This window comes from Duganella zoogloeoides, assembly GCF_034479515.1.
GTDB lineage: Bacteria > Pseudomonadota > Gammaproteobacteria > Burkholderiales > Burkholderiaceae_D > Rugamonas > Rugamonas zoogloeoides.
Window position 1 is genome coordinate 964496 of sequence record NZ_CP140152.1, and the last position, 23517, is coordinate 988012.

At 62.4% G+C, this 23517-nt stretch carries 20 protein-coding genes; 12 read left to right on the forward strand and 8 right to left on the reverse strand.

The window, feature by feature from the left end:
• Positions 1 to 168: 168 nt before the first annotated feature.
• From SR858_RS04185 to SR858_RS04195, 3 genes are all read left to right on the forward strand, one after another.
• Entirely contained in the window at positions 169 to 2040 is a 1872-nt protein-coding gene (locus SR858_RS04185) for a glucokinase (protein WP_019922994.1), read from the forward strand.
• A gap of 173 nt (positions 2041 to 2213) precedes the next feature.
• The gene (locus SR858_RS04190; RefSeq protein WP_019922993.1) at positions 2214 to 2747 is read left to right on the forward strand and encodes a PadR family transcriptional regulator; all 534 of its coding nucleotides are present in this window, start codon (positions 2214 to 2216) and stop codon (positions 2745 to 2747) included.
• The gene (locus SR858_RS04195) at positions 2744 to 4027 is read left to right on the forward strand and encodes an MFS transporter (protein WP_019922992.1); all 1284 of its coding nucleotides are present in this window, start codon (positions 2744 to 2746) and stop codon (positions 4025 to 4027) included. The genes SR858_RS04190 and SR858_RS04195 overlap by 4 nt, the downstream gene beginning before the upstream one ends.
• A gap of 36 nt (positions 4028 to 4063) precedes the next feature.
• Here the strand turns inward: SR858_RS04195 and SR858_RS04200 are convergent, their stop codons facing one another.
• The 4 genes from SR858_RS04200 to SR858_RS04215 all read right to left on the reverse strand — a co-directional run bounded on the left by SR858_RS04200 (position 4064) and on the right by SR858_RS04215 (position 7075).
• Positions 4064 to 4552: an acyltransferase gene (locus SR858_RS04200; RefSeq protein ID WP_019922991.1), complete on the reverse strand. Its 489-nt coding sequence runs from the start codon at positions 4550 to 4552 to the stop codon at positions 4064 to 4066.
• On the reverse strand, positions 4549 to 5670 hold the full coding sequence (locus tag SR858_RS04205) for a DegT/DnrJ/EryC1/StrS family aminotransferase (protein ID WP_019922990.1): 1122 nt from the start codon (positions 5668 to 5670) through the stop codon (positions 4549 to 4551). The genes SR858_RS04200 and SR858_RS04205 overlap by 4 nt, the downstream gene beginning before the upstream one ends.
• Positions 5671 to 5683: 13 nt before the next feature.
• A complete protein-coding gene (locus tag SR858_RS04210) occupies positions 5684 to 6103 on the reverse strand; it encodes a sugar 3,4-ketoisomerase (RefSeq protein WP_026637493.1) in 420 nt (139 codons plus the stop codon).
• 405 nt (positions 6104 to 6508) lie between these two features.
• Entirely contained in the window at positions 6509 to 7075 is a 567-nt protein-coding gene (locus tag SR858_RS04215) for a hypothetical protein (RefSeq protein ID WP_322534447.1), read from the reverse strand.
• A 194-nt stretch (positions 7076 to 7269) separates the two neighbouring features.
• On the opposite strand from SR858_RS04215, the gene SR858_RS04220 reads away from it, so the two are divergent.
• The 5 genes from SR858_RS04220 to SR858_RS04240 all read left to right on the forward strand — a co-directional run bounded on the left by SR858_RS04220 (position 7270) and on the right by SR858_RS04240 (position 11309).
• Entirely contained in the window at positions 7270 to 8166 is an 897-nt protein-coding gene (locus SR858_RS04220; RefSeq protein WP_019922986.1) for a 2-dehydro-3-deoxygalactonokinase, read from the forward strand.
• A gap of 2 nt (positions 8167 to 8168) precedes the next feature.
• Positions 8169 to 8789 (forward strand): 2-dehydro-3-deoxy-6-phosphogalactonate aldolase, encoded by a 621-nt coding sequence (locus tag SR858_RS04225; RefSeq protein ID WP_019922985.1) that lies wholly within the window; start codon positions 8169 to 8171, stop codon positions 8787 to 8789.
• A 27-nt stretch (positions 8790 to 8816) separates the two neighbouring features.
• Entirely contained in the window at positions 8817 to 9698 is an 882-nt protein-coding gene (locus tag SR858_RS04230) for an SMP-30/gluconolactonase/LRE family protein (RefSeq protein WP_019922984.1), read from the forward strand.
• A 139-nt stretch (positions 9699 to 9837) separates the two neighbouring features.
• The gene (locus tag SR858_RS04235; RefSeq protein ID WP_019922983.1) at positions 9838 to 10821 is read left to right on the forward strand and encodes a glycoside hydrolase family 53 protein; all 984 of its coding nucleotides are present in this window, start codon (positions 9838 to 9840) and stop codon (positions 10819 to 10821) included.
• 59 nt (positions 10822 to 10880) lie between these two features.
• Positions 10881 to 11309, forward strand: coding sequence for a DUF7684 family protein (locus tag SR858_RS04240; protein ID WP_019922982.1), 429 nt, complete (start codon positions 10881 to 10883; stop codon positions 11307 to 11309).
• 92 nt (positions 11310 to 11401) lie between these two features.
• On the opposite strand, the gene groL is transcribed toward SR858_RS04240, so the two are convergent.
• The 4 genes from groL to dgoD all read right to left on the reverse strand — a co-directional run bounded on the left by groL (position 11402) and on the right by dgoD (position 15209).
• A complete protein-coding gene (groL, locus tag SR858_RS04245) occupies positions 11402 to 13051 on the reverse strand; it encodes a chaperonin GroEL (protein WP_019922981.1) in 1650 nt (549 codons plus the stop codon).
• Between the two features lie 62 nt (positions 13052 to 13113).
• A complete protein-coding gene (gene groES, locus SR858_RS04250) occupies positions 13114 to 13404 on the reverse strand; it encodes a co-chaperone GroES (protein WP_026637491.1) in 291 nt (96 codons plus the stop codon).
• A gap of 243 nt (positions 13405 to 13647) precedes the next feature.
• The gene (locus SR858_RS04255) at positions 13648 to 13977 is read right to left on the reverse strand and encodes a YnfA family protein (RefSeq protein WP_019922979.1); all 330 of its coding nucleotides are present in this window, start codon (positions 13975 to 13977) and stop codon (positions 13648 to 13650) included.
• Between the two features lie 83 nt (positions 13978 to 14060).
• Positions 14061 to 15209, reverse strand: coding sequence for a galactonate dehydratase (gene dgoD, locus SR858_RS04260; RefSeq protein ID WP_019922978.1), 1149 nt, complete (start codon positions 15207 to 15209; stop codon positions 14061 to 14063).
• 198 nt (positions 15210 to 15407) lie between these two features.
• Here dgoD and SR858_RS04265 point away from each other — a divergent pair, with 198 nt between their 5' ends.
• From SR858_RS04265 to galA, 4 genes are all read left to right on the forward strand, one after another.
• Positions 15408 to 16361 carry an SMP-30/gluconolactonase/LRE family protein gene (locus SR858_RS04265; RefSeq protein ID WP_019922977.1) on the forward strand — a complete coding sequence of 318 codons (954 nt, stop codon included), beginning with the start codon at positions 15408 to 15410 and terminating at the stop codon, positions 16359 to 16361.
• Between the two features lie 108 nt (positions 16362 to 16469).
• Positions 16470 to 17429 carry a LysR substrate-binding domain-containing protein gene (locus SR858_RS04270; RefSeq protein ID WP_019922976.1) on the forward strand — a complete coding sequence of 320 codons (960 nt, stop codon included), beginning with the start codon at positions 16470 to 16472 and terminating at the stop codon, positions 17427 to 17429.
• Between the two features lie 177 nt (positions 17430 to 17606).
• Positions 17607 to 20237 carry a TonB-dependent receptor gene (locus tag SR858_RS04275; protein ID WP_019922975.1) on the forward strand — a complete coding sequence of 877 codons (2631 nt, stop codon included), beginning with the start codon at positions 17607 to 17609 and terminating at the stop codon, positions 20235 to 20237.
• Between the two features lie 207 nt (positions 20238 to 20444).
• Positions 20445 to 23333, forward strand: coding sequence for a beta-galactosidase GalA (gene galA, locus SR858_RS04280; RefSeq protein ID WP_026637490.1), 2889 nt, complete (start codon positions 20445 to 20447; stop codon positions 23331 to 23333).
• Positions 23334 to 23517: the final 184 nt, after the last annotated feature.

The following is a 23517-nucleotide window of genomic DNA, read 5'->3' on the forward strand; positions in this document are numbered from 1 at the left end:
CGGCCTGTGAAGCGTGTTGGCGAATGCATATGCTGGCACGCTCAAGCGTTCTATGGATCCCCGCATGCGCGAGGATGACGGATCCAAGGATGACAGTATGTCTGACGTTGACTTCTTGATACGCACTATTTCGGGTATGCTTCCGCCAACTGCCTTGACTGAATCAACATGAAACAATCCGAAGTGGATCAAAAACTCAACCGCACGGCCTTTGCCGACGGCCCGCGCCTGCTGGCCGACATCGGCGCCACGCATGCGCGCTTCGCCTTGCAGACGGCGCCGGGCGAGTTCCGCGCCGTGCGCGTGCTCAAGTGCGACGACTATGCCGACATCGTCGCCATGCTGCGCTCGTACCTGGCCGACCACGCCGACATCACGCTCAACCACGCGGCGCTGGCCGTGGCCAACCCGGTCAGCGGCGACTACATCCGCATGACCAACCGCGACTGGGAATTCTCCACCGACGAAGTGCGCCGCGCCCTGGGCCTGCACACTTTATTGGTGGTGAACGATTTCACGGCGCTGGCGATGTCGCTGCCGGGCTTGAAGCCCGCAGACCTGATGCAGGTGGGCGGCGGCAAGCCGGCGCTCAACTCCGTGATCGGCGTGCTGGGACCGGGCACCGGCCTCGGTGTGTCGGGTGTGATTCCGACCGTGGACGGCTTTGTCACGCTCGGCTCCGAGGGCGGCCACACCAACTTCGCGCCGGCCGACGAGCGCGAATACTCGATCCTGCAGTACGCCTGGCAAACCTGGTCGCACGTCTCGACCGAGCGCCTGATTTCGGGCCCCGGCATGGAAATCATCTACCGCGCCATCGCCAAGCGCAACGGCCGGCAAGTGCGCGACCTGACCTCGCAGGAAATCATGGCCGGCGCGCTCACCGATAAAGACCCGCTGTGCCTGGAAGTACTCGAATGCTTCTGCGCCATGCTCGGCGGCGCCAGCGCCAACCTGGCCGTCACGCTGGGCGCCTTCGGCGGCATGTTCATCGGCGGCGGCATCGTGCCGCGCATGGGCGAGTGGTTTGCGCAGTCGCCGTTCCGTTCGCGCTTTGAAGCGAAAGGCCGTTTCACCAGCTACCTGTCCGAGATTCCGACCTATGTGATCACCACGCCCAACCCGGCGTTTTACGGCGTGGCCACCATCCTGTCCGAACACCTGCGTGGCCGCAGCGGCGCCAACACGCTGATGGAGCGCGTGCGCCACTTGCAGCACGAGCTGACGCCGGCCGAACAGCGCGTGGCGCAGCTGGTGCTGGAACAACCGCGCCTCGTGCTCAACGAGCCGATCGCAGACATCGCGCGCCTGGCCGAAGTGAGCCAGCCGACCGTGATCCGTTTCTGCCGCTCGCTCGGTTTCCTCGGCCTGGCCGATTTTAAATTGAAGTTCGCCAGCAGCCTGACGGGCGCGATTCCCGTGCGTCACAGCCAGGTGCGGGTGAGCGACAGTACGCACGACCTCAGCGCCAAGGTGATCGATAATACGGTTTCCGCGATCCTGAAATTCCGCGACCAGCTCGACGTGCGCTCGATCGACAAGGCCATCGCACTGGTGGCCAAGGCCAAGCGCGTGGAGTTTTACGCGATGGGCAATTCGCGCGTGGTGGCGCTGGACGGTCAGCACAAGTTCTTCCGCTTCCGCATTCCGACGTCGGCGTACGGCGACTCGCACTTGCTGAACCTGGCGGCCGAGCTGCTCAAGCCGGGCGACGTGGTGATCGCCATTTCCAACTCGGGCAAGCTGCCCGACCTGCTTGAAGCGGTCGATGTGGCGCGTGCGGCCGGCGCGGACGTGATTGCGATCACGGCCAGCAATTCGCCGCTGGCGAAAAAGGCCAGCGTGTGCCTGGCGGTCGATCACTCCGAGGACAGCACCACGTTCCTGTCGATGATCTCGCGCATCTTGCAGCTGCTGCTGATCGACATCCTGTCGGTGGGGATCTCGCTCGACGCACAGCACGGCAAGCTGGTTGTCGAACATAAAACCAAGGGCGAGGCCGATGGCCGCCGGCTGCTGATCTCGCACCTGGACGGCTGACCGTCGTCCGTCCCCCTTGGACAAGGCAGACCAGCGCGGTCTGCCTTTTTTTTTCGCCTGTTACAAATTGCAGCTTGAACTTTCGCGGGAATGGAATAAGATATGTCTTACTAAGTTATATCTTAACTCGTTATGTCGTAACGAGTGTTTCTCCACCTGACAAGGACATTGCCATGCTGACCAATCCACACCACCACTCCCATCGCCACCATGCTGCCCACGGCCATCACGGTCATGGCGGTGGCGGCGGCCGCGCGCGCGGCCCGAAAATGTTCGACGCCGGCGCCATGCGCTACATCGTGCTGCAACTGATCGCCGAAAAGCCGCGCCACGGCTACGAGATCATCAAGGAACTCGAACAGCGTTCCGGCGGCGGCTACACTCCGAGCCCCGGCGCCATCTACCCGCTGCTGTCGATGCTGCTCGATATGGGCCATGTTTCCGCCTCGCCCGACGGCAACAAGAAGCTGCATACCATCACGCCGGAAGGCGAGGCGTTCCTGGCCGAGAACCGCCAGTTCGTCGATGCCATCGTGGCGCGCATGAGCGACCCGGCCGAGGCGCGCGACGACCTGCGCACCATCATGCATGAGCTCAAGCACGCGGTGATCGCCCAGGGCCAGGAAAACCATCCGACGCCCGCCAAGCTCGAGCAAATCCGCGCCATCCTGCGCCAGGCCACGGCCGACATCACGGCGCTGGCATGACCGCGCCTGGCTTATTGATCCCCGCGCCTGGTTCGGCACTGACCCCGGCGCGCGAGCGCCTGGTGCTGTGGCTGCTGGCGCTCACGCAATTCACCGTGATCATGGATTTCATGGTCATGATGCCGCTCGCGCCGCAGCTGATGACTGCGTTTTCGATCACACCCGCCGCCGTCTCGGGGGCGGTGTCGGCATATGCCTGGTGCGCCGGCTTGTCCGGCCTGCTGGCGGTCATGTATATCGACCGCTTCGACCGCAAGCAGCTGCTGCTGTGGATGTTTGCGCTGTTTACCTTGTCCAACCTGGCGTGCGCGCTGGCGCCCACGTTCGAGGTGCTGATCGCCTCGCGCGCGTTCGCGGGCGTGACCGGTGGCGTGCTGGGCGCCATCATCATGGCCATCATCGGCGACCTGATTCCGGCCGACCGGCGCGGCGCCGCCACCGGCGTGGTGATGACCTCGTTCAGCATGGCGGCCGTGGCCGGCGTGCCCACCGGCGTGATGCTGGCCGCGCACTTCGGCTGGGCTTCGCCGTTTTATCTGCTGGTGGTGCTGTCGGTGCTGGTCTGGCTGCTGGCCGCGCGCGCGTTGCCAGCGATCGATGGTCACCTGGGCCACCCGGTGCCGCTCAAGGCGGTGCTGCCGAACCTGGTTGCGCTGTACCGGGTGCCCAATCACCTGAGAGCCTTCCTGCTGTCGTTCATGAACATGGCCACGGGCATGCTGGTGATTCCGTTTATTTCACCGGTTATGGTCAGCAATCTCGGCATCGCGCCGGCGGAGGTGACGTATGTGTATCTGGCCGGCGGCGTGGCCACGCTGTTTACCGCGCGTCGCATCGGCCGCTGGTCGGACCGGGTGGGGGCGCACAAGGTGTACCGCTACATGGCGCTGGCGTCGGCGGTGCCGATGCTGTTCGTCACCCATATGCCGGCCATGCCGCTGGTGGCGGTGATCCTGTTCTTTCCGTTCTTCATGACGGCGGTGTCGGGCCGGACGATCCCGTTGCAGGCCTTGATGACCACGGTGCCGGAACCGTCGCGTCGCGGCGGTTTTCTGTCGGCCAATTCGGCAATCCAGTCGATCGGCAGCGGCACCGGCGCGCTGCTGGGCGGCATGACGCTGCACACGGACGCGGCCGGGCACATCGTCGGCTACGGCCTCAATGGCTGGCTGGCGGCGGGATTGACCGTGGTGTCGATATTGTGGGTAGGCAAGGTGCGGCGCGCGTCAGAGCTTGCAGTCATTGGATCCCCACCTGCGTGCAGCGGGCAGCTTCGCTGAATACGGCGCTACAACGTAGCGCAGACCAGCTGGCTTTTATTCTGACGCCGCTACAGTGTCTGGCGTCAGATAACGAATGATACGCGCCGGATTACCGGCCACCACCGCATGTGGTGGCACGGAACGCGTCACGACCGCGCCGGCGCCTACCAGCGCGCCAGCACCAATAATCAATCCCGGCAAGATGGTGGCGCCCCCTCCGATCGATGCACCTTCTTCGATCACAGTCTGTGGGAATCCCTGTTCCGGATACTGCTTGGAACGCGGATACATATCATTGGTGAATGTTACGTTGGGGCCAATGAATGCGCGGTCGCCCACCCGTAAGCCATCCCACAGATAATTGCCGCATTTGACCGTCACTTGATCGCCCACCACGACATCGTTTTCGATGAAACAATGGGCGTTGATATTGCAGGCCGCGCCAATGCGGGCGCCCTTCAAAATGACCGTGAATTGCCAAACCTGGGTGTCGGCACCGATGTAGGACGATTGGACGTCGGCCAACGCATGGATGCGTGTCATACCGCAGTGCCGATCTCGGCCAGCGCAGCGCGCACTGCTGCCACCACTTCGGCAGCGTCGTCGAGTGTCATGACCGGTGACACTGGCAGACTCAACACTTCGCGGTGGATCGCTTCGGCCAGCGGGAAGTCGCCTTCGCTAAAGCCCAGTTCGGCGTATGCAGGTTGCAGGTGCGGCGCTACAGGGTAGTGGACGATGGTGCCGATCTTGCGCTCGGCCAGCAGTTGCGCCAGGCGGTCGCGTTGTGCATGGCGCACCACGTACAGGTGCCAGACCGGCTCGGCCCATTCCGGTACCACAGGCAGCGTCAGGCCCGGCAAGCCGGCCAGGTGTTCCTGGTAGTACGCGGCGATGGCGCGGCGCTGGACGTTGCCGTCGTTTAGGTGTGGCAGCTTGACATCAAGTAGCGCGGCTTGCAGCTCGTCCAGGCGCGAATTATAGCCAGGCACTTCGTTGTAGTACTTGACCTTGGAACCATAGTTGCGGAAAGTGCGGATGCGTTCGGCCAGCGCATCGTCATTGGTGGTGACGGCACCGCCGTCACCCAGTGCGCCCAGGTTTTTGCCCGGGTAAAAGCTGAAGGCTGCTGCATCGCCCAACTGGCCGACCACGCTGCCGTTGACGCGCGCGCCGTGGGCCTGGGCTGCGTCTTCGATCAGTTTCAGGTTATGGCGGGCAGCGATCTCGCGCAGCGGCGTCATATCGGCCGGCTGGCCGTACAGGTGCACGGCCAGGATGGCGCGGGTGCGCGGCGTGATGGCTGCTTCGACCAGCGCCGGGTCCAGGTTGTAGGTGGCTTCTACCGGCTCCACCGGTACCGGTCGCGCGCCGCAATGGCTGACCGCCAGCCAGGTGGCGATGAAGGTGTTGCTCGGGACGATGACTTCATCGCCAGGGCCGATGCCATATCCCTTGAGGATCAGGAAGATCGCGTCCAGGCCGTTGGCCACGCCGATCCCGTGCTTGCTGTCGCAATAGGCGGCAAAGTTTTTTTCAAAAGCGGCGGTTTCGCTGCCTAGTACATACCAGCCGGAATTAAGCACGCGCTTGAAAGCTGCTTCGAGTTCGGCGGCGTGGGCCAGATTGATTGCTTTAAGATCGAGAAAGGGAACGCTCATGATAATTGTCTGATTACTTCTGTGGTTGACGGGTTGCCGCGACGAATTCGTCGTAGTCGTGATAATAATCTTTGGGATCGTACAGGGTCGAAGCCATCACCAGGCAGACGCCGCCGGACGAGAAATTTTCCACTTCGCGCCACATCATGCCGGGTACGTAAAGCCCATAGTAGGAGCGGTTCAGCGAGAACTTTTTGCGGCGCGTACCGTCGTCGACAATCACGTCGAAGCTGCCCGACATGGCGACAAACAGCTGCTGCAGTTCGATATGACCATGGCCGGCTCGCGAGGACCCGCCCGGCACGTCATACAGGTAATAGACACGCTTGAGATCGAATGGCACATGGATACCACTCTCGATCACGGAAAGATTTCCGCGCGGATCACTATGCTTAGGCAGTTCGATGATGCGGCATTGGTCAATATGGGACATAAAATTCTTTCAAAATAACGGGCTAGCATGTTTGAGCGTAGTGGCGCGGTCATGACAGCGCTTGTCTCAAATGGGCTATCTGGCCCGGCGCGGCGACCCTGCTCACTGTGGGAGACGTCACATGAGTGTAATGGCGAAGCGGCAACAATCAATGCGTCTGACCAGCGACGCATACCAGGCACGCAGCATTGCTATGTTAATCTTTAATAATGACAGATTAAGTACTCCACTGCAAGTGTGCTACTGCGCGGAGGCTCCGGCTGCGCACCTGCGTGGCATCTGGGCAATCAGCTGATTAATAGTCGGCGCCACCAGGATAGTCCATCGATGTCGGTGAGCAGGTGATGGCGCTTTGCCAGTGTGCCTGCGTGGGGATGAGGGTGCAAGCGTGCATGGTATGACGCATCAGCCATCAACGCTGGTGCGTTTTTCCGGGTGCTTTTCACGGCGCCAGCGCGCCAGGCTGATCACTTCATCGTTGGTGGCGTCTTCCACCAGGATCTCGTCGTCATTGGCCGAGACCAGGAAACTTTCCCACCGCAGCGCCGCATCGGCGCTGTTTTCTACAAAGCTGAACTGGTAATAAGTTTTGCCGTTGAGCTTGCGTGGCGCCGGATCGTATTCGATCAGCGCGCCGTGCACTTTCCCGTTCGAGGTTTTCTCCAGCATGGTGGACCAGGCGCGCAACTCCGGCAACGCCAGCAGGGCGGCCGAAGCCTGGTCCTTGGTGCGCGTGACCTTGGGTTCCGCCGGCGCGGCCGGTTCGACCGCAGCCGTTGGCCGCGGCGCGGGCTTGGCGGCCGGCGGCGTTGCTGGTGGCGCGGGCAAAGGCTTGATCGGCGCGGGTTGCGCAGGGACGGCGGGAGCAGGCTCCGGTGTCGAATTGCTAACGTACACGCCGACGCCGATCAGGACGGCGATGACAGCACCGGCGGTGAGCAGCAGGCGGGGCGGGAGAGACGGAGAAGCCATAATGAATAGACAAAACTATTTTATAGACGGACATACTAAACCAAAGGCAACCATCGGGCAACGTTTGCGGCTGGGCAAGCCGACAGGGTAACGCATAAGCCTATACAATTTTGGTATTACTCCTGTCTGATATTTCATTGGCGGCATGACTGTCGATTCCGTAACATCTTGGCAGCATAGAAAAGGATTTCATAGTGGACAAGACCATACTCGGCGTTGACTGGGGTACCAGCAACCGGCGCGCCTATCTGATCGATCAACAAGCCAACTGCCTGGCCGAGTACGAGGATGACCAGGGCATGCTGGCCGTGGGCGGGCGCGAGCGCTTCGGCGCCTCGCTCGACGGCCTGCGCGCCGCCATGGGCATCGACGCCGCCGTCCCGGTCATCATGTCGGGCATGGTCGGCAGCGCCTCGGGCTGGCAGGAAGTGAACTACCTCGACGCCTCGGTGCCGCTGACCGAATTGCCGGCGCACCTGGCGCAAGTGAATGACGCTCCGTGGTCGGCCAACTGCCACATCGTGCCCGGCTACGCGTACCGTCGCGGCCCGTCGGCCGACGTCATGCGCGGCGAGGAAACCCAGCTGCTCGGCGCCGTGGTGCTGGGCCAGCGCGACGGCTGGCTGGTGCTGCCGGGAACCCACAGCAAGTGGGTGCTGCTCAAGGACGGCGTGATCCAGTCGCTGTCCACGTACATGACCGGCGAACTGTTCGCCATGCTGTCCAAGGGCGGCACGCTGTCGTCCATGATGGGCGGCGATACCAGCGACGCCACCGGCTTCGCCGCCGGCCTTGACCAGGCTGGCGTGGGCGAACCGCTCTCGAACACCCTGTTCCGCGTGCGCGCCGGCGTGGTGTCGCGCAGCGCCCCGGTCGAGCAGGCCGCCGCGTTTGTCAGCGGCTTGCTGATCGGCGCCGAATTCGCCGCCGCCGCCCGCAGCCTGCCGGCCGGCGGCACCATCACTGTCATCGGCTCGCCGGCGCTGGCCAAGCGCTACGCCGTAGCCGCCCAGCACTTTGGCCTGCAATGCCAGGTGCTCGATCCACATCGCGTGTATTGCACTGCGATTTCCCAATTCATCAAGGGCTGAACATGACTATTTCCCATCCAACCACGCCACTGGTCGCCATCCTGCGCGGTCTGCAACCTGCCGAGGCGGTCGATGTCGCCAAGGTGCTGTACAACGCCGGCTTCCGCGCGCTGGAAGTGCCGCTGAACCGCCCGGGTGCGCTCGAATGCATCGCCGCCATCGTCAAGCTGAACCTGCCGGATACCCTGGTCGGCGGCGGTACCATGCTCAGCGTGGCGCACGTGGAAGCCGTGTACGAAGCGGGCGGCCGCCTGCTGGTCTCGCCCAACTGCAACCCGGCCGCGATCCGTCGCGCCGCCGAGCTGGGCATGTACTGCGCACCTGGCGTGGCCACCCCGACCGAAGCGTTTGCCGCACTGGACGCCGGCGCCCATGCATTGAAGCTGTTCCCGGCCGAGATGGTCGGTCACGGCGGCCTGAAAGCCATGCTGAGCGTGGTGCCGGCCGGCACGCCTATGTGGCCGGTGGGCGGCGTCACGCCCGAGACCATGGCCGGCTGGAAGAAAGCCGGCGCCACCGGTTTCGGCATCGGCGGCGCGCTGTTCACGCCGGGCGTATCGCTGGAAGAACTGGGCGAACGCGCGGCGGCGTTCGTGGGCGCCTGGCGCGCACTGGCTGCCTGATCTAAAAAAATAAAGGAGACAAAAACGATGAGTAAGCACGACGTGCAATGCCTGTGGGACCTGGGTGCGCAACTGGGCGAAGGCCCGCTGTGGGTGGCTGAAGAACAGCGCCTGTATTTCGTTGACCTGAAAAGCAAGACGCTGCACGCGTTCGATACCGAGACCGGCCAGCGCCACGCCTGGGAAATGCCGGACTACGTCTGCTGGCTCATCGCGCGCGCCGACGGCGACGGCTTCATGGCCGGCCTGCGCCACGGCATCGCCCGCGTGTGGCTCGAACCGGAATTGCGCATCGAATACATCGCCCATCCGTTTGCCCCGGGCAGCGACCTGCGCCTGAACGACGCCAAAGTCGATCACCAGGGCCGCATCTGGGCCGGCTCCATGCACAACACCGACTACGCGCAGGCGGTCGGCGCGCTGTTCCTGCTCGACAAGGACCTGTCGCTGACGGTGGCCGATGCCGGCTACCACATCTGCAACGGCCCCACCTTCAGCCGTGACGGCGCCACCATGTTCCACACCGACAGCTTCGAAGGCCGCATCTACGCCTACCCGCTGGCGGCCGACGCCACCCTGGGCGAGCCGCGCGTGTGGCGCCAGTTCGCCGAAGGCGAAGGTTCGCCCGACGGCATGACGGTCGACAGCGAAGGCTGCGTGTGGGTAGCGCAGTGGGGCGGCGGCCGTGTATGCCGCTATTCGCCCGACGGCGACCTGCTCGAGACGATCCGCGTGCCCGTCCGCAATCCCGCGTCGTGCACGTTCGGCGGCCCGGACTTCAAAACGCTGTTCATCACCACCGCCAGTGAAGACAACACGCCCGAGCAACTGAAAGAATTCCCGCTCACGGGCGGCCTGTTCGCGGTGCGCGTGGATGTTGCCGGCATTCCGGCGGCACGCTTCGGCTAAGGTTATCTGACGCGCCGCCGCTGCGGCGGCGCGTTCTTCCATGACTCGTTTGTTGTGCCGCGCAAGGCGGCAGGGGGAGGTGCGCACTGGTGGTTGGCAGTTCCGTTTCATCCAAAACAAAAAAGACACTGGAGATCACATGAATTTCAAGAAAATGCTTGCCGCGTTCTGCGGCATGGCGCTGACCTTGGCCGCCTCGACGGCCTCGGCACAAAGTTTCGCCAACGGCGCCGACGTGGGCTGGGTCAGCCAGCAGGAATCCGCCGGCTATGCGTTCTACAACAGCAGCGGCGTCAAGACCGACCCGTTCGTGCTGCTGAAAAATCTGAATATCAACGCCATCCGCCTGCGCGTGTGGGTCAAGCCCGGCTGGAACGACGGCGCCGATGTGCTGTACAAGGCCAAGCGCGCCGCAGCGCAAGGTCAGCGCATCATGATCGACTTCCACTACAGCGACAGCTGGGCCGACCCCGGCCAGCAAACCAAGCCGTCCGCGTGGGCCAACCATACCCTGGCGCAGCTGAACAACGACGTGTACAGCCACACCCAGGGCACACTCAACTACCTGAAATCGAACGGCATCAACGTCGAGTGGGTGCAGGTCGGTAACGAGATCAACAGCGGCATGTTGTGGCCGGAAGGGAAGACCACCAGCTTCGCCAACCTGGCCGGCCTGATCAACAGCGGCTACAACGCCACCAAGGCCGTGTACCCGAACGCCAAGGTGATCCTGCACCTGGCCAACGGCTACGACAACGCGGTGTTCCGCTGGTTCTTCGATGGCGTCAAAGGCGCGGGCGCCAAGTGGGACGTGATCGGCATGTCGCATTATCCACCGCCAGCGGACTGGACCAACTACAACAACCGCATCTCGATCAACATGAAGGACATGGTGGCGCGCTACGCCAAGCCGGTGATGGTGACCGAGGTGGGCATGGACTGGACGCAAGCTGCAACGTCCAAGGCCATGGTGGCCGACCTGCTGACCAAGACCAAGGCGCTGGGCTCCAACGGCCTGGGCGTGTTCTATTGGGAGCCACAGGCATACCCGAGCTGGCAGGGCTATACGTTTGGGGCACTGGACGGCAGCGGCAAGTTTACCATCGCGCTCGATCCCTTCTGAGCGTAATTGCAGGTTGGCGGGAATCAGGGGAGAATGCGTCGTTTGAACCTCCGAGACGCATGATGAAAAAAAATCCTCCCCGCTACCTGCACCTGGCACCGGCAGACGAATTGCCGGTACTCGAAGCGCTCGATCACTTCAAGGCTGTGCTGGTGGTCGATGTGGACGTGCTGGAAACGGTACGCTGGGACATCAGCCGCTGGCTGGTCGAGTCAGGCTGCAAATACGCCATGGTGTGGGGCAAGGACGCCGAGCAGTGGCAAGAGTCGATCGACGACGCCCACCTGGAAGCAACCAACTACGAAGACGTGGACGAAGCCGACCTGGTGATCACCACGTCGCACGAGGACGACGACCTCTCCGAAGTCTTCTGGTTCGCCCAGCACCGCGCCAGCCACCCCGCGCACGAGCTGCACGACACCCTGATCGTGCATATCGCCGATGCGCCGCGTCGCGAGGAAATCGAGGACCAGTTCCACGACGCTTGATTGCAAACGTGAAAAAGCCCGCGCAGGCCAAAAGCTTGCGCGGGCTTTTTTGTTGGCAAGCCAGGCTCCACAGAGCCTGACCGGCCGGCACATTACATCATGCCGTCCATACCACCCATACCGCCCATGCCACCCATGCCACCCATGCCGCCAGCTGCTTTGTCGTCAGCCGATTCAGCGATCATGCAGTCGGTGGTCAGCATCAGGCCGGCGATCGAGGCTGCGTTTTGCAGTGCCGAACGGGTAACTTTTGCTGGATCCAGAACACCCATTTCGACCATGTCGCCGTAGGTGCCGTTGGCGGCGTTGTAGCCGTAGTTGCCGGTGCCGGCCAGAACCGCTGCCACGACGACCGACGCTTCTTCGCCGGCGTTTTGCACGATCATGCGCAGCGGCTCTTCCATCGCGCGCAGCACGATCTTGATACCTGCGTCCTGGTCAGGATTGTCGCCCTTCAGGCCAGCAACTTGAGCGCGGGCGCGCAGCAGGGCAACGCCGCCGCCAGCCACAATGCCTTCTTCCACGGCAGCGCGGGTAGCGTGCAGTGCATCTTCAACGCGGGCTTTCTTTTCTTTCATTTCGACTTCGGTGGCAGCGCCAACCTTGATCACGGCAACACCGCCGGCCAGCTTGGCCACGCGCTCTTGCAGCTTTTCACGGTCGTAGTCCGAGGTCGCTTCTTCGATCTGCACGCGGATTTGCTTGACGCGGCCTTCGATTGCAGCGGCTTGACCGGCACCGTCGATGACGATGGTGTTTTCCTTGCCGACTTCGATACGCTTGGCCTGGCCCAGCTCTTCCAGGGTGATCTTTTCCAGGGTCAGGCCGACTTCTTCAGCAACAACCTGGCCGCCGGTCAGGATGGCGATGTCTTCCAGCATGGCTTTACGACGGTCGCCGAAGCCTGGGGCTTTCACGGCAACGGTTTTCAGGATGCCGCGGATGTTGTTCACCACCAGGGTGGCCAGCGCTTCGCCTTCGATGTCTTCGGCGATGATCAGCAGTGGACGGCCGGCTTTGGCAACTTGTTCCAGTACGGGCAGCAGGTCACGGATGTTCGAGATTTTCTTGTCGCACAGCAGCACGAACGGGCTTTCCAGGGCAGCAACCTGCTTTTCCTGGTTGTTGATGAAGTATGGCGACAGGTAGCCGCGGTCGAACTGCATACCTTCAACGATGTCGAGCTCGTCGTTCAGCGACTTGCCGTCTTCCACGGTGATCACGCCTTCCTTGCCGACTTTTTCCATCGCTTCAGCGATGCGTTCGCCGATCGACGAATCCGAGTTGGCCGAGATCGCGCCAACCTGGGCGATTTCCTTGGTGGTGGTGGTAGGCTTGGCGATTTTTTTCAGTTCTTCGACGGTCGCTGCAACGGCCTTGTCGATACCGCGCTTCAGATCCATCGGGTTCATGCCGGCGGCAACGAACTTCATGCCTTCGCGCACGATTGCCTGGGCCAGCACGGTGGCGGTGGTGGTGCCGTCGCCGGCGTTGTCGCTGGTGCGGGAAGCAACTTCCTTGACCATTTGCGCGCCCATGTTCTGCAGCTTGTCTTTCAGTTCGACTTCTTTGGCGACCGATACGCCGTCCTTGGTGACGGTTGGGGCACCGAACGAGCGCTCCAGGACCACGTTGCGGCCTTTCGGGCCCAGGGTGACTTTGACGGCGTTGGCCAGAATGTTGACGCCTTCTACCATTTTGGCGCGCGCTGCGTCGCCGAAGATAACTTCTTTAGCTGCCATGTTTATTACTCCTGTGAGGTGTTAAGTTGGAAATCGTGGACCAGTGATTGCAATGAATGCAATTACTTGGTGACGATCGCCATGATGTCTTCTTCGCGCATGACCATCAGTTCCTGGCCGTCGATCTTGACGGTCTGGCCGGCGTATTTGCCGAACAGGACGCGGTCGCCTACTTTGACATCCAGAGGACGGACTTTGCCGTCTTCCAGGATCTTGCCATTGCCAACGGCGAGGACTTCGCCTTGATCCGGTTTTTCAGCAGCCGCATCAGGGATGATCAGGCCGGATGCAGTCTTGGTTTCCTGGTCGAGACGTTTGACGATAACGCGATCGTTCAAAGGGCGAAGGTTCATACAAAACTCCTTAATTAACAATGGTACAGTTGGTTGCTGTTTCAATCACATTGCAGGGATCGCCACAGCGCAAAGTTGGACAAGAGACTTTGTTAGCACTCTCTCGTAACGAGTGCCAATTATAGGGACGACATCCCTGTATTTCAAGGCACAAGATTTGTGAAAGCGCAAAAAAGCAGCGATGTGATGTCTGAGTGGCAACAGAATTCGGCGATATCGAGAAAAGTCTCGGCGTTGCCGAGACTATGACGACGGCTGCAAGGCGATCACGGCCATGCCCGCCAGGGCCAGGCCGGCGCCGGCCATGTCGTACCGGGTCAGCGCCACGCCGTCCACCAGGCGCAGCCACAGCAGTGCGACGGCGATGTAGGCGCCGCCGTAAGCGGCGTAGGTGCGCGCCGCGCCGGTGGGATGCAAGGTCAGCAGCCAGGCAAACAGGGCCAGCGACAGGGCCGCCGGCAACAGCAGCCATGGCGACTTGTCCTGCCGCAGGACCAGCCAGGGCAGGTAGCAGCCGACGATTTCGGCGATGGCGGTGATGAAGAAGAGGGCGGCAAGTTTGATGAAATCCATGCCGTCATGATACCGGGTGGGCGCAGTAGCGGGGCGTATAAAAAAAGCCGGCAATCACGCCGGCTTCGGTTACCACGATTGCATCACCACTCGGCGACGCTGCCATCCTTGTGGCGCCAGACCGGGTTGCGCCAGTCGCCGGCGTTCTTGCTGGCGGCGATCACGCGTTCTTCGTCCACTTCCACGCCCAGGCCAGGCTTGCGCAGCGGCGCGCAATAGCCGTCGACGATCTTGAAGTCTTCCTTGTTGATCACGTAGTCGAGCAGCTCGCCGCCCTTGTTGTAGTGGATGCCCATGCTTTGCTCTTGCAGCACGGCGTTGTACGACACGAAGTCCACCGCCAGGCACGAAGCCAGGGCAACCGGACCGAGCGGGCAGTGCGGCGCCAGCGTGATGTCGTAGGCTTCGGCCATCGAGGCGATTTTCAGGCACTCGGTGATGCCGCCGGCGTGCGACAAATCTGGCTGCACGATCGACAGGCCGCCGGCCGCGAACACGTTCTTGAACTCGAAGCGCGAATACATGCGCTCGCCGGCTGCCAGCGGGATCGAGGTCATCTCGGCCAGGCGCGGGTAGTATTCGGCTTGCTCGGCCAGGACCGGCTCTTCCACGAACAGCGGACGGAACTGCTCCAGTTCGCGCAGCAGGGTCTTGGCCATCGGCGCGGCCACGCGGCCGTGGAAGTCCAGGCCGAATTCGATGGTGTTGCCGAACGCTTCGCGGATTTCCGCCACGCGCTTGACCGCTTCATCGACCGCTGCCGACGTATCGAGCAGGCCCAGTTCTTCGGTGCCGTTCATCTTGAAGGTGTCGAAGCCGCCTTCTTTCAGTTTGGCGATCTGTTCGATGATGTCGGCAGGACGGTCGCCGCCCACCCAGCTGTACATCTTCATGCGGTCGCGCACCAGGCCGCCCAGCAGTTCGTACACGGGCTGGCCCAGGACCTTGCCCTTGATGTCCCACAGCGCCTGGTCGATACCGGCGATCGCGCTCATCAGGATGGCGCCGCCACGGTAGAAGCCGGCGCGGTACATGGTTTGCCACAGGTCGTTGATGCGCGACGGGTCCTGGCCGATCAAATACGGCTCCATTTCCTGGACGGCCGTTTCCACGGTGCGGGCGCGGCCTTCGATGACCGGTTCGCCCCAGCCGACTACGCCTTCATCGGTTTCGATTTTCAGCAGCATCCAGCGCGGTGGAACACGGTAGGTCGTCAGTTTGGTGATTTTCATAGGGGTGAGGAATGAGAGTAAGTTCAATGAACAGCACACAGTCTAAAACGGCGCCCCGCTATGGAAATATGATTAATTCGCCACAAACCATATCATTATCGAATACCAGAAATAAACAAGTCAGCTATCTGATATCAAGATAGCTGATAGTGATTTTTTTATATCTGTCGGACGCCGGCCGCGCTTACACTCAGCGTCATGATAGACATCTCCACGCCTGCCATCGCCGCCGTCGCTGCGGACGCCATCCTGCTGCAGCGCGGCGGCCGCACCGGCGGTGTCCTGCGCTGGGACGCAGCCGGCAACTGCTGGCGCTGGTCCGATCCGCTGACCGGCCTGTTGTACAACTGGCCGTCTGCTGGCGCTGCTACCCGGTCCACACCGCCTGCCATGACCGCTACGGCCGCAACGGCGGGCAGCTTGCGCTTGTCCGAAAGCGCCTGCGCGCTGGCCGCCTGCGCCTCCGGGCGCCTGCTGCTGGGGCAGGGCAAGCGGCTGGGTATGGTCGAGTTGCCGGCGGCCGGCAGTGTCGCCAGGACGCTACAGTCGCAAGTGTTGTTGACGGTGGACGCGGCCGAGCCGCGCACGGCGATCAGCGACGGCTGCACCGACCGCGCCGGCAATTTTGTGTTCGGCACCGCCAATACCGCCAGCGATCAGCGCCCGATCGGCAGCTTTTACCAGTACTCGCAACGTCACGGCCTGCGCCGGCTGGCGCTGCCAGTGGTGGTGCGCGCGACCGGCATCGCCTTCAGCGCCGACGGCGCCCGCATGTTGTTCGCCGACGGCAACCGCATCCTGCACTGTACGTATGATGCCGACCGTGCCAGGGTTGGCAATGCCACCACGTTTGCCGAGTCGGATGTGGCCGTGGGCGCGGCCGTGATCGACAGCGCCGACTGCCTGTGGAGCATCCAGGGCGCCGAACTGGTGCGGTACGACGCCGGCGGCGCCGTGCTCTGCCGTATTGCGCTCGAAGGCGCTGCACCGGTCGCGCTGGCCTTTGGGGGCGAAGGCCTGGCGCACTTGCTGTTGTTGGGTCACGACGGCGCCTTGTACGGTTTGCCGTCCGGCTTGCTCGATAGCGCCACCGCTGGCATCGCCGACACGCTGTTCGACGACATGGCGCCCGCAGTACAGGCCGTCGGCTAGCAAGCGCGGGACGAGGAGGAAACGGGCGGGTGCGCGCGCCCGCAGAATGCGGCTTCGCCACGCTAGTCGCGCGTGCTCTACCTTTCGGGCGGTATAATAATCGCCAATATGACCGATTCCCGCTCCGACCGCTTTGTCCGCTCCCACCTGAAGACCCGCCACCTGGTATTGCTGGTGGAACTCGGCCGTCACGGTTCCATCGCGCACGCGGCGCAAGCCGCCAATCTGACTCAACCCGGTGCGTCCAAGTTGCTGGGCGAGCTTGAACACGCCCTCGGCGTGCAACTGTTCGAACGCCTGTCGCGCGGCGTGGCGCCCACCTGGTATGGCAAGGTGCTGATCCGCCGCGCTGGCGCGGCGCTGGCCGAGATGGACGCGGCGCACCAGGAAGTGATGGAACTGCTGTCGGGCCTGCGCGGACGCGTCGGCATCGGCTCGGTGCTGGCGCCAGCCACCTCGCTGGTGCCCAAGGCCATCAACCTGCTCAAGTCGCGCCATGCGCGCGTGCACGTGTCGGTCAAGATGTCCACCAGCAAAGTGCTGGTGGAGCGGCTACGCAGCGGTGAGCTCGATCTGGTAGTCGGCCGCATCCTCGACACCGCTGCCGCCGACGAACTGCATTTCGAACCACTCACCGACGAGCCGCACCTCTTGATCGCACGCAGCGACCATCCGCTGGCCGGCCGTACCGATTTGCAGCTCGAAGAACTGGTGCGGCAATGCTGGATACTGCCGCCGGCCGGCAGCATCCTGCGCGACCGCCTGACGGCCCTGTTCCTGTCGCACGGCCTCGAGCAGCCCGCCGAAACCGTCGAGACGCAAGACTTGCCGGTGGTGGCCAGCCTGCTGATGAACAGCGACATGATCGTCGCACTGCCGGCCGAGGCGGTGCAGGCCTACCTGCAGACCGGGCTGATGGCGATCCTGCCGTTCGACCTGGGCGTGAGCATGGATTCGTTCGGCATTGTGACGCGCAAGCGACACCAGCTCTCCCCGGGCGCCGACGCCATGCTGCTGGCGCTGCGCGACACCGCCACCACCATGTATCCCCACTACAGCAAGCCGTAAATAGCAAAGCTGACAAACTGTTTACGCTTTTTGTATGTCTGATATACGAACTTGATATGGGCCAACGTCAATAAGCTATTGGCCTCCCAACTTCGGTTTCGATAGCATCCCGTCTTATCCGTCCGATGTGGTTCAAAGATCAGAGACGGAACTACACAGACACTGGAGATGCACATAATGAAACACAAGAAAATGAGCCTGCTGATCGCGACCCTGTTCAGCACCCCGTTGATGGCGCAACAAGCGTTCGCGCAAGAAGCACAAGCAGAGCCAGTAGCACAGGCAGCAACTCCCGCAGCGCCGGTCGCCGGCGAAATCCAGCAAGTGAACGTGACCGGCATCCGTGCATCGGTGCGTAACGCGCTGGCCGTCAAGGAAGCTTCCAACAGCATGGTGGAAGTGATCGCGTCGGAAGACATCGGCAAACTGCCGGACACCACCATCGCCGAATCGCTGGCACGCCTGCCAGGTTTGTCGTCGGGCCTCGATCGCGGCAATGCTTCGCAGATCGTCGCGCGCGGCATGGGTCCACGCTTCATCGGCGCAACCCTGAATGGCCGCGAGCTGGCATCGTCGGAACCGGATCGCGCAGTGCGCTTCGAGCAGTTCCCGTCGGAGTCGATCAGCGGCGCCACCGTCTACAAGACCCAGAACGCCGAACTGGTCGAAGGCGGCATTGCTACCTCGATCGATCTGCAAACCGTGTCGCCGCTGAAGTACAACGGCCGCCAGCTGAACTTCAAGGCCGATGTCCTGCACTACAACATTGCCAAGGACATCGCCGGCGCCGACAAGAACAAGCCACGCGTGGGCGGTATCTGGGTTGACCAGTTCCTCAACAAAACGCTGGGTGCAGCCGTAGCGTTCAGCTACCAGGACCAGCCATCGGTGCAGAAGAACGTGCGCCACTGGGGTTTCAACGAAAACAATTCCGTCGACATGAACGGCGACGGCAAGGTCGACAAGACTCCGTGGGGCTTCCAGGACGACGTGCGCCGCGGCAGCAACAAGCGCAGCAGCGTGCTGGGCAAGATCGAGTACAAGCCGAACAGCGATGTCCTGATCACCGCCGACACCTATTATGCGCAAACCAAGATCGACGAAGCGCAGATGCAGCACTGGACCGGCGACCTGGGCAACTGGGATGGCGGCAACTCCGGCAACTTCAGCAACCTCGACATCCGTAACGGCTATGTGGCCGGCGGCACCGTCAACTGGAACCGCGTCATCAACAACGATGCCCACTGGATCCAGGACGCCAGCGTGGCCGCCAGCGGCCTGAACGCCAAGGTCAATCTCGGCGAGTGGAAAGTCGAAACCGACCTGTCGACTTCGCACGCGCTGCGCAGCAGCCAGTGGCGCGATCTGCGTCAAAATTCGCTGAGCTCGATTCCAGTGTCGGTCAACTGGTCGTTCACCGGCAACGAGCGTCAGCAGTACAGCTTTGGCGGCATCGACACCGGCAACCCGGCCAATTTCGAAGCGCCGACCCTGTACGTCGATACCGACGGTCACGTGAAGGATCTGCTGAACGCCGCGTCGGTCACCGCCGCGCGTCCGATCGAAAACAGCATCGTCAGCCGCATCAAGGTCGGCGTGCGCGCGACCGACCGCGAGAAGAGCTACCGCCAGACCACCTGGCAGCTGGCCCAGCAGAACGCGATTCCTGCCTCGGCCTACGAGACGGTCAACGTGGCCGGCTTCCCGTCGTACTTCGTGCTCAAGGACTTCTACGGCACCATCGGCAACGCCTTCGGTCCTGATGCCTTCAATCCGAACGGCAAGGTCGGTACTGCCGACCAGGTTCGCAACGACCAGCTCGCTGGCTGGCGCGTCAAGGAACGCAGCACCTCGGCCTTCGTCCAGGGCGACCTTGATGGTGAAGCCTTCGGCAAAACCTACCGCGGCAACGTGGGCGTGCGCCTGGTGCACACCAAGACCGACAGCTATGGCATGGGTTCCATCAACGGTTCCACCCCGTCTGCAGTCGAGCAAGGCACGTCGTACACCGAGATCCTGCCGAGCCTGAACCTGATCTTCAACCTCGACGAAGCGCAGGAACACCAGGTGCGTTTCGGCCTGGCCCGCGCCATGTCGCGTCCGCCACTGGATGAACTGCGCGCTTCGCGCAACCTGAGCCAGGCCGGCACCAGTCAGCCGCAAACGGGTTCGGCCGGCAATCCGGACCTGAAGCCGATGATGGCCAACCAGGTTGACCTGGCGTACCAGTGGTACTTCCAGAAGGGTTCGCTCGTTTCGGTGGGCGGCTTCTACAAGCAACTGCAGCGCTACATCGCCATCACCCAGAGCGACAACATCACCCGTTCGGTCAACGGCGAAGGCGGCAACATCCGTGGCGTGGAACTGGTCTACCAGCAAGCATTCACCGGCCTGCCGGCACCGTTCGACGGCCTCGGTATCGCCAGCAACTACGCGTACACCGCCAGCACCGTGCGTGAACAGGTGCCAGTCGGCAATCCGTTCCCGATTGAAGGCTTGATGCGCAACAATGGCGGCGTGACCTTGTGGTACGAAAAAGCCGGTTACGAAGCCCGTATCTCGGCCAACCACCACAGCTCGTTCGTACGTAACCCGACCTGGAGCGCCGGCCAGTTGCTGGTCAACGAAGCGGAAACCTTCGTGTCCATGAACCTGGCCAAGCAGATCACGCCGAACGTGCAGATCCGCTTCGGTATTGAAAACCTGACCAACCAGAAAGCGGTCTACACCAGCGCCAACAACCCGCTGCAACAGGAAGTGACCGAGTTCGGCCGCCGCTTCAACCTGGGCCTGTCCTTCAAGCTGTAAATTTTCCGTTGTACCCTTGTTTTATCGTGGTTTGCGGAGCAGTGCTTAACGGTGCTGCTCCGTTTTTTTTTACCCCAATTCGGGGTCAGTGCCGACATTCGGACATTTTTGAACTTATTGGTTGAAGTACGCTTCAAGAAAAAAGTTCCGCGATGTCCGAATGTCGGCACTGACCCCAAAGTTCACAGGGAGTTAAGTTTGAACACGATGTCTTGTTGGCGGCGCTTTGGCGCTGCCGTGCTGTTGCTGGTCGCCGCTACTGCCGCACATACTGCCGCGCACGCCGCCGCACCGATCAAACCCCACATCACCGACGCCACCGTCAAGGCCGGGCGCGAGCGTCTGTCGCTCGATCGCGGCTGGCTGTTCCACCTCGGCGACGTGCGCCAGGCGCCGATCGTCGGCCACGAAGAATCGTATAGCAACGCCAAGGCCGGCAACGCGCCCGGCGCGGCTGGCGCCGAATTCGACGACTCCGACTGGCGCCGCCTCGACCTGCCGCACGACTGGGCCGTCGAAGGACCGTTCGACCCGAAAGCCAATATCTCGCAGGGTTACCGCCCGCGCGGCATCGGCTGGTATCGCCGCTATCTGCAGGTCGATCCGGCCGACCGTGGCCGCCATTTCGAGCTGCAGTTCGATGCGATTGCCACCCACGCCACCGTGTACGTGAACGGCAATGTCGTCAACCGCAACTGGTCCGGCTACAACGCCAGCAATATCGATATCACGCCTTACCTGACGTACGGCGATGCCCTCAATACCATTTCGATCCGCGTCGATGCGGAAGCGATGGAGGGCTGGTGGTACGAGGGCGCCGGCATGTATCGCCACGCGTGGCTGGTCAAGCGCGCACCGGTGCATGTGGCCACCGATGGCGTGTATGCCGTACCTCGCGCCGGCAAGGGCCGCGACTGGACCCTGCCGGTGGAAGTCACACTCAATAACAGCGGCAAGAAGACATCCGACGTCACGGTGGAAGTGACCGTGTTCGACCCGGCCGGCAAGCAGGTGGGCCGCCAGCTGGCCAAGGCCAGCGTGGGCGTATTGAAAGACACCACCGTCAAGCTGCCGTTCAAGATCAACGATCCGGCCTTGTGGTCGATCGCCAAGACCAACCTGTACAAGGTCGTCACGCGCGTGCTGGAAAACGGCAAGGCGCAGGACGAAGTGGCGCTGCATACCGGTTTCCGCACCATCCGCTTCGATGCCGAAAAGGGCTTCTTCCTCAACGGCGAACACCTGAAACTGCAAGGCGTGTGCATCCACCAGGATCACGCTGGTGTCGGTGTGGCGATTCCCGATGCGGTGTGGGAGTATCGCCTGCGCCGCCTGAAGGAACTGGGCGTGAACGCCATCCGCTTCTCGCACAATGCGCCAGCAGCCGAAGTGCTCGACATGGTTGATCGCATGGGCTTCGTGGTGATGGACGAGAATCGCAACTTCAATCCGTCGCCGGACTACATGAAGCAGCTCGAATGGATGGTCAAGCGCGACCGCCATCACCCCGGCATCATCCTGTGGTCGGTGTTCAACGAGGAACCGGTGCAGGGTTCGGAAGTGGGCTACGAAATGGTGCGCCGCATGGCCGCTGCCGTCAAAGCGCTCGACGATACCCGTCCGGTCACCGCTGCCATGAACGGCGGCTTCTTCAGCGATCTCAACGTGGCGCACGCGGTGGACGTGGTGGGCGCCAACTACCAGGTGCCCGATTACGACCGCTTCCATGCGGCGTATCCGACGGTGCCGTTTACCAGCTCGGAAGACACGTCCGCCTTCATGACGCGCGGCGTGTTCAAGACCGACAAGCAAAAGAACCAGATCGCCAGCTACGACGACCTGGCCGATGCCGCGCAGTGGGGCAATACTCACCGCGATGCGTGGGAAGCGATTGCCAAGCGGCCGTTCGTGGCCGGCGGCTTTGTCTGGACCGGGTTTGATTATCGCGGCGAGCCGACGCCCAATGAATGGCCGTCGGTCAGCTCGGTGTTCGGCATTATGGACCTGAACGGTTTCCCGAAAAACGCCTACTACATCCACCAGGCGCAATGGATCAAGGATCGTCCGCTGATTCACATCGCGCCGCACTGGAACTGGGCCGGCAGCGAAGGCAAGGACATCCGCGTGATGGTGATGGCCAACGTCGAACGCATCGAACTGCTGTTGAACGGTACCAAGCTTGGTGAACAGAAGGCCGATCCGTTCCGCATGAATTACTTCAATGTCGCCTACGCGCCGGGCAAGCTCGAAGCCATCGGCTACAACGGCGGCAAGGAAGTCGTGCGCACGGCGGTGGAAACCACGGGCGAACCGGTAGCGCTGGAACTGGTGCCGGACCGTGCGGACTTGGCCGGCGATGGCCGCGATGCGATGCCGATCACGGTGCGCGCACTCGATGCCCAGGGCCGCGCAGTGCCGCTGGCCGATCCGACCGTGACCTTCAAGGTCACCGGCGGCGGCCGCTCGATCGGCCATGGAAATGGCGACCCGACCTCGCACGAGGACGAGAAGGGCGCCACCCGGCGCCTGTTCAACGGCCTGGCGCAGCTGATCGTGCAGACCAACTACGACGCCACCCAGCCCGTCTCGGTAGAGGCGAGCGCGCCTGGCCTGAAAACAGCCACGGTAGCGATCCCGGTGAAAGCCGTGCCGGCCGTGCCGTTCGTGGCCAGCGCCGATGCGCCGCTGACGTTCGTGCGTACCTGGCGCGTGGCGCCGCCGGGTGACACCCGTCCGAACCCGAACCAGAAGATCGACAGCTTCGACATGAACACCTGGGGCTGGGGCCAGCCGCCGATGTGGGGCGCTGCGGGCAGCAAGTTCAACCTGTACCGGTCGAGCTTCACGCCGCGCAAGAACCTTGCTGACGGCAATGGCCTGATCCGCTTTGCCGGCATCAAGGGCAAGGCGGAAGTGTGGATCAACGGCAAGCTGGCAGGCAAGAAGGAGAGCTTTGCCAACGAACCGCTGGACTTGCCGTTGCCAGCCGGCACCGGCAAACGCGAGATCAGCGTGATTGTCGAAGCGGAGCCGGGCCAGGACGGCGCCCAGGGCAGCGGCATCACCGGCAACATCACCATCGAGCCGAAGAAGTAACAGCGCTTCGGGGGCAGATCCGACATTCGGACATTTTTGAACTTAGTTGTTGAAGTATGGCTCAATGAAAAAGTTCCCTGATGTCCGAATGTCGGCACTGACCCCGAAGTAGTACCAAAGAGTTTACTTGCGTTTTACTTAAAATTCGGGGCTGCACACGTGATTCGGTTGACGGCACCCCGCG

Coding starts and splice junctions, on each gene's coding strand:
- SR858_RS04185 (WP_019922994.1), top strand. CDS start 169: ATGAAACAATCCGAAGTGGATCAAAAACTCAACCGCACGGCCTTTGCC.
- SR858_RS04190 (WP_019922993.1), top strand. CDS start 2,214: ATGCTGACCAATCCACACCACCACTCCCATCGCCACCATGCTGCCCAC.
- SR858_RS04195 (WP_019922992.1), top strand. CDS start 2,744: ATGACCGCGCCTGGCTTATTGATCCCCGCGCCTGGTTCGGCACTGACC.
- SR858_RS04200 (WP_019922991.1), bottom strand. CDS start 4,552: ATGACACGCATCCATGCGTTGGCCGACGTCCAATCGTCCTACATCGGT.
- SR858_RS04205 (WP_019922990.1), bottom strand. CDS start 5,670: ATGAGCGTTCCCTTTCTCGATCTTAAAGCAATCAATCTGGCCCACGCC.
- SR858_RS04210 (WP_026637493.1), bottom strand. CDS start 6,103: ATGTCCCATATTGACCAATGCCGCATCATCGAACTGCCTAAGCATAGT.
- SR858_RS04215 (WP_322534447.1), bottom strand. CDS start 7,075: ATGGCTTCTCCGTCTCTCCCGCCCCGCCTGCTGCTCACCGCCGGTGCT.
- SR858_RS04225 (WP_019922985.1), top strand. CDS start 8,169: ATGACTATTTCCCATCCAACCACGCCACTGGTCGCCATCCTGCGCGGT.
- SR858_RS04230 (WP_019922984.1), top strand. CDS start 8,817: ATGAGTAAGCACGACGTGCAATGCCTGTGGGACCTGGGTGCGCAACTG.
- SR858_RS04235 (WP_019922983.1), top strand. CDS start 9,838: ATGAATTTCAAGAAAATGCTTGCCGCGTTCTGCGGCATGGCGCTGACC.
- SR858_RS04240 (WP_019922982.1), top strand. CDS start 10,881: ATGATGAAAAAAAATCCTCCCCGCTACCTGCACCTGGCACCGGCAGAC.
- groL (WP_019922981.1), bottom strand. CDS start 13,051: ATGGCAGCTAAAGAAGTTATCTTCGGCGACGCAGCGCGCGCCAAAATG.
- groES (WP_026637491.1), bottom strand. CDS start 13,404: ATGAACCTTCGCCCTTTGAACGATCGCGTTATCGTCAAACGTCTCGAC.
- SR858_RS04255 (WP_019922979.1), bottom strand. CDS start 13,977: ATGGATTTCATCAAACTTGCCGCCCTCTTCTTCATCACCGCCATCGCC.
- dgoD (WP_019922978.1), bottom strand. CDS start 15,209: ATGAAAATCACCAAACTGACGACCTACCGTGTTCCACCGCGCTGGATG.
- SR858_RS04265 (WP_019922977.1), top strand. CDS start 15,408: ATGATAGACATCTCCACGCCTGCCATCGCCGCCGTCGCTGCGGACGCC.
- SR858_RS04270 (WP_019922976.1), top strand. CDS start 16,470: ATGACCGATTCCCGCTCCGACCGCTTTGTCCGCTCCCACCTGAAGACC.
- SR858_RS04275 (WP_019922975.1), top strand. CDS start 17,607: ATGAAACACAAGAAAATGAGCCTGCTGATCGCGACCCTGTTCAGCACC.
- galA (WP_026637490.1), top strand. CDS start 20,445: ATGTCTTGTTGGCGGCGCTTTGGCGCTGCCGTGCTGTTGCTGGTCGCC.